Annotated in this window: 1 protein-coding gene; it reads left to right on the top strand. The window is 59.5% G+C overall.

Annotation, left to right across the window (positions count from 1 at the left end; translation table 11 throughout):
• On the top strand, nucleotides 1–215 hold a 215-nt coding region (locus ACWGS9_RS35990), incomplete at both ends, for a DDE-type integrase/transposase/recombinase (protein WP_454509586.1).

A 215-nucleotide genomic window follows, 5' to 3' on the forward strand; every position in this document is an offset into this window, starting at 1 on the left:
CATCCACCGCTGGACCGTTCTTTTTTCGCCCTTGTTGCTGGAGCGCTTCAACCGGCGCAAGCGTAGCGTGACCGGCAAATGGCATGTCGACGAGACCTACATCAAGGTGCGTGGCCAGTGGATGTACCTCTATCGCGACACAGTCGAGTTTTGGTTTAGCGAGCAGCGCGGCCTGCCGGCGACCAAGCGCTTCTTCAGAAAGGCGCTGGAGCGTC

Source organism: Mesorhizobium sp. Arg314 (assembly GCF_053714275.1).